The sequence below is a fragment of the Gordonia sp. (in: high G+C Gram-positive bacteria) genome, assembly GCF_049299075.1.
Lineage (GTDB): Bacteria > Actinomycetota > Actinomycetes > Mycobacteriales > Mycobacteriaceae > Gordonia.
Map to the genome: position 1 here is coordinate 1 of NZ_JBAQWU010000151.1, position 3,569 is coordinate 3,569.

At 66.0% G+C, this 3,569-nt stretch carries 3 protein-coding genes; 1 reads left to right on the plus strand and 2 read right to left on the minus strand.

Annotated features, from left to right (window positions below; genetic code table 11):
• The coding region (locus WAW85_RS05095; RefSeq protein WP_422558559.1) for a DUF3068 domain-containing protein at positions 1-1,249 on the minus strand (1,249 nt) is incomplete at its 3' end.
• Positions 1,250-1,345: 96 nt separating this feature from the next.
• Positions 1,346-2,725 (minus strand): ABC1 kinase family protein, encoded by a 1,380-nt coding sequence (locus WAW85_RS05100; RefSeq protein ID WP_422558561.1) that lies wholly within the window; start codon positions 2,723-2,725, stop codon positions 1,346-1,348.
• Positions 2,726-2,892: 167 nt separating this feature from the next.
• Between WAW85_RS05100 and WAW85_RS05105 the strand changes: the two genes are divergently transcribed.
• Positions 2,893-3,569: FAD-binding protein (locus WAW85_RS05105; protein ID WP_422558560.1), on the plus strand; the 677-nt coding region annotated here is incomplete at its 3' end.

Genomic DNA, 3,569 nt, shown 5'->3' on the forward strand with positions numbered 1-3,569 from the left:
CGCCCGCCCACTCGGTGGTCTCGTCAACGACGGCAAACTCCGGGTCTGGTTCGCTCGCGTACGCGGTGGTGTGATCGTCGTCGATCGGACCGTCGTCGTCGGCCGGGTCATTGTCGTCGCGGCCGCGGAAGGTCAGCCACGCCCAGAGGGCCAGGAGCAATGCGCCAAGTACACCGAGGATGATCGGCACGATGGTGCCGCCCCAGCGCAGCAGGCTGACGTACTCGGTGGCGCGATCGACCTGCGCCTCGACGGTCGACGGGGCCCACTGGAAGTTGGCGTTCAGTGCGTCCATGCGGAACTCGGCGACGGCGGCCGGGATGTCGGCCGGATTGTCGGGGCTCTTGAAGTACTGACGCTGTTCCTCGTAGCCGTCAACGATGGTGCCGGTGACCGGTTCGACGTATACGTGCCGTACGGCCGAAGCGTGGCGGTGCATGGTGATGAGGTCATTGGGTGCGACACCGCGGCCGGTGATGCCCCACCACTTGGCCGGCATATTCAGGATGGTGCCCAGCGGGGCCTCGCCCTGCGGGTTCGGGAGCTCCGAGATATCAGTCTCGGGGACCTCAGTCCGGAAGTGGTACGCGGTCAGACCGTTGACGGTCGTCTCCTCGACGAAGCTGGTGACCGTGTCTTGGCGGGTGTTCAGATCGTAGTAGTAGTAGTCCTGCTTCTGGACGTCGAAGCCGAACTTGTACTGGAAGCCCTTGCGGTCGGCAAGGTGCACTGAGACGTCAGCCACCGGCACACCGGCCGGGTCGCCTTCCAACTGCAGCGAGCTGACGACACCGTTCGGCGCAGATGACTTGCGGTCGACTGAGACGCGGTCGATGTTCGCGGTCAACAGGCCGTCATCGCACTTCCGGGGCTCGCCGATGGCGGCGACGGTCGGCGTGATCTCGGCGCCGTCGGGACCTTCGATGCGCTCGATCAGCACGGTCTGTGCGGCCTGCAGGGTGGCCTGGTTCGCATCGGACGGATCGACGATCAGCGAGCGGCGCTGCTGCTTCAGGTTCACCTTCAGCTGTGCGGCCTTGTCCTTGGAAACTGAGCAGCGGTCGAAGATCAGCGCGGGGAAGCGGCTCGCCGTGTCGCCGGTTCCGCTCACGCTAGTCGCATCCGAGGTGATGTCCAGATCGAGCGGGACGACCTTCAGTTTGGGGACCAGGTAGGTCGGAATGGTGATCGCCGCGGCGATGAACAAGATGCTGAGGAACGCCAGAAGCGGCGGTAGGACGCGTCTCATAGAGGGGGCTCCAGGGTTGCAGGGGTCATCCGTCCGGACGACGCTTGGGTAATACCCTATTAGGTTGACCCGGTAAACGGACTATTAGGCCGGTACTTATTGCTGATTCTTTGCCGACCGATCGGCGCGCCGATCGCGTTCGGCTTCTTTCATGATCCCGGCCATATAGCCGTAGATCTCCCGGTCGGAGATGGCCTTCCAGCGCGGCGCTAGCAGTTTCATGTACTTCTCCACGTACAGCAATTGTTTGCCCACCAGTACAAGCTCGCGGGGGAGCCGCGCGTCGTGCGCCTTGGCGACGGCGGCCAGTTGGCGGCCCAGGTCGGTGTAGCTCATCGACGCCATCTCGGTGGTCGACAGCGGCTGCGTCACCTTCTTGAGATCCTCGCCGCCCTGGACCGTCGACCCCGGCTTGTGCACGGCGCCGAGTAAGAAGATGGCGCGGCCAGCCGAGTCGTAGTCCTGTTTGACGATCAGATCGACGACCAGTTGACGCAGGATCCGGCGGGTGCGGGCATCGAATCGGCCGGCGATGCCGAAGTCGAGTAGGACCAGCTTGCCTTCCTCGTCGACCAGGACGTTGCCCGCGTGCAGGTCGCCGTGGAACAAGCCGCCGTGGAACGCCGAGTCGAGGAGCGAGAGCAGCAGGTTGCGGCACAGTGCTTGGCCGTCGTGTCCGGCGGCGCGTACCGCTTTCACATCGTCGATGCGGGTCGCATAGATCCGCTCCATTGTCATCACTTTGGGGGTGGTGAGGTCGTGGTAGACCTTCGGCACCCGCACTCGGTCACCAAAGGGTCCGGGCTGCAGGCATTCGAACCACTCCTCCATGGTGGCGGCTTCATTGCGGAAATCGAGTTCGGCGTTCAGTCCGTCGGCAAAGTCTTCGACGACGTGCCGGGCGCTGAGCATTCGGCCGTACTCGGAGAGTTCCACCAGCCCAGCGACCCGTTCCAGGAGGGCGACGTCGGGGGCGAGGCGGCGGGCGATCCCGGGACGCTGCACCTTCACGACGACCTCTTGGCCGCCGATGAGGGTGGCGGTGTGGACCTGCGCGATGGACGCTGAAGCGATGGGTTCGTCGTCGAAGGTCGCGAAGACCTCGCGGGCCGGCTGCCCGAGTTCGGCCTCGATGATGCGGTGGATTTCGTCAGCGTCGGCCGGGCGTACGTGGTCAAGGAGTGACTCGAACTCATTGGAGAGCTCCGGGGAGAAGACGCCTGGGCTCGAGGCGATTAGCTGACCCAGCTTCACGTAGGTGGGGCCGAGGTGCTCGAAGGTCACCCGGAGTTCGCGGGCGACGTCGGACTTGCCGGGGAGCTTTCCGTGGCGCAGGTCCTTGGCTGTGCCGACCAGGAAACGTCCGGCGCCGGCAGCGACATGGGAGGCGGCGGTGCCGAACCGAGCGGCCTCGGCGGCGGCCGAAACGACGGGCAGTTGATCCCGGACGACGTCGTCAACAGGCTTTTCGGTCATCACCGTTATGCATTGTAGTCGCGGATGGGGCTATTCACGCGACGGTGGTATCGGCGTACGCTGTCCAAGGAGGTTTTCGATTAACGGTCGATAACCGTTGATGTGCGACGTCTGATTCGGGCGCCGGAGTGCAGGCGAAGGCAGGTGAGATCGCGATGGGCGCAGAAATGCGGGTTGATGCAGTGGTGGTCGGCGCGGGTGTGGCCGGGCTGACGGCGGCGCTCACCGCCGCGGCGGCTGGGCTGCGGGTGGTGGTGCTCAACAAAGGCCGCGCCTGGGTGCCCGAGCAGGCGGAGCAGTCGACGTCGACGTTCTACGCGCAGGGCGGCATCGCCGTCGTTGAACCAGACAACCCGGAAGACAGTGTGGCACTGCATGTTTCGGACACGCTCCTTGCCGGAGCGGGGCTGACAGAACCGCGACCGACCGAGGAGATCGTTGCCGACGGCTGGTCGGCCGTGCGGCAGCTGGTGGAGTGGGGGGCGCATTTCGACACCGGCCGCGACGGACGGTTCCTGCGCACCCGCGAGGGCGGGCATTCGGTACGCAGGATCATTCACGCCGGAGGTGATGCGACGGGCGCACAGGTGCAGGCGGCGCTTGGAGCTGCGCTGGCCGCGGTCGACGTCGTCGTGCTCGACCAAGCGCGCGCCACCGAGGTCATCGTGGGGCCGACGGGTGCGGCGAGCGGCGTCGTCTACCGCGACGAGGAGGGCGACGGTGTCGTGTGGGCGCCGACCGTGCTGCTCGCGACCGGCGGACTAGGCCACCTGTACGCGGCGACCACTAATCCGGCGGGCGCGACCGGCGACGGCATCGCGCTGGCACTCTGGGCCGGGGCCGC